The sequence below is a fragment of the Psychrobacter namhaensis genome (assembly GCF_016107545.1).
Taxonomy (GTDB): domain Bacteria; phylum Pseudomonadota; class Gammaproteobacteria; order Pseudomonadales; family Moraxellaceae; genus Psychrobacter; species Psychrobacter namhaensis.
The window spans coordinates 1-1429 of record NZ_JABASS010000033.1 but is presented as its reverse complement, the minus strand read 5'-3'; the positions used below and the strand labels follow the sequence as shown (position 1 = coordinate 1429).

At 41.9% G+C, this 1429-nt stretch carries 2 protein-coding genes; both read right to left on the bottom strand.

Annotated features, from left to right (window positions below; all coding sequences use genetic code 11):
- Positions 1-33 precede the first annotated feature (33 nt).
- Positions 34-963 carry an IS3 family transposase gene (locus JFC06_RS12175; RefSeq protein ID WP_192520989.1) on the bottom strand — a complete coding sequence of 310 codons (930 nt, stop codon included), beginning with the start codon at positions 961-963 and terminating at the stop codon, positions 34-36.
- The gene (locus JFC06_RS12170) at positions 861-1385 is read right to left on the bottom strand and encodes a helix-turn-helix domain-containing protein (protein WP_192520988.1); all 525 of its coding nucleotides are present in this window, start codon (positions 1383-1385) and stop codon (positions 861-863) included. The genes JFC06_RS12175 and JFC06_RS12170 overlap by 103 nt, the downstream gene beginning before the upstream one ends.
- Positions 1386-1429 lie beyond the last annotated feature (44 nt).

The following is a 1429-nucleotide window of genomic DNA, read 5'->3' as shown; positions in this document are numbered from 1 at the left end:
TGAACTGACCCCCAAATGTTGGACGGTTTAAGTTTATATCAAGGACTGAGTTCTGTACTGCACAGGACTCAGTCCTTTTAGTTTCACTTGAATACGCTCATGATTGTAATAGTGCATGTACTCATGAATCTGTTGTTCTAACTCCTCAATCGTTTGAGGCTTTTCAATATAAATTGTCTCACACTTTAATGTCCCGAAGAACCCTTCCATCAGTGCGTTATCTAAGCAATTGCCTTTTCTGCTCATACTTTGCTTAATACCATGCTGTTTAAGCACCTGTCCAAACTGTCTCATTTGATAATGCCAACCTTGATCTGAGTGCAGCATGAGTGTCTTATCACGGCACGCTTTCGTCTTTGCTAAAGCATCACCTAGCATCTTGCTCACTAAGTCATAGGTTGGTCGCCTTGAGAGTGTGTAACTGACAATCTCATTGTTATAACAATCAAGTATGGGTGATAGATACAGCTTATCATCACCCACCTTAAACTCAGTAATGTCAGTCAGCCAGCGCTTATGCGGATGACCTGCATAAAACTGGCGCTTTAAATAATTCTTCGCGATCTTACCTTGTTGTCCTTTATAGGATCGGTAATTCTGACGTCTTATCTTTGCGCTAAGCTTCATTTGACGCATAAGCTTAGCAATGAGCTTATGGTTATGATAAGCGCCTTGCTGCTTTAACGCAGCTGTGACTCTACGGTAGCCATACCTGCCTTTGTGCTTGTGGTAAAGCTCAGTAATACATTGTTTTAAGTCTGCATATTTGTCTTTAACATCAAACTGACACCTATGGTAGTAAAAGACACTCTTAGCCATCTTAGCGATGTTGAGCAAAGCAGATAAAGGGTGCTCTTGCCTCAATGCTTCGATGAGCCTTGCTTTCTCAAAGCTTGTTTCTTTTCCTTCTCCTTGAGCAAGGCATCGAGCTTTTTTAGGTAAGCAACCTCCGCACGTAGGTATTCATTCTCACGCTTCAATTCTGCTAATGTCTTTTCATCATCTGGTTTGTCTGTAATAAAGGGCTTACTCATGGCGACTCTACCTTTAGGCTTGGTTGTTAGTCCAGACAAGCCGTGTAATCGATACGCTTTGTGCCAATGACTGATTAGGGCCGGTGAGCTGATGTTAAATGTCAGTGCTGTCTGTGATTGACTTAAACCTTGTTCTAGCATGGTGCTTAACACTTTGAGTTTAAACTCACTGCTGTATTTGGCTTTGCTTGTCTTTGGCTTAATGGCATCTATGCCACCGCTTTGGTATTGTTTGACCCATTTGAGTACAAACTCTGGATTGACGTTAAATTTCTTAGCGGTGGCCTGACTACTATGTCCTTGCCGATAGTATGCGATGACTTGCATCTTAAAGTCTAGATCGTAACGCATAAAAATACCCCATAAGTTGTGTCCAACTTATGGGGGTCGGTTCA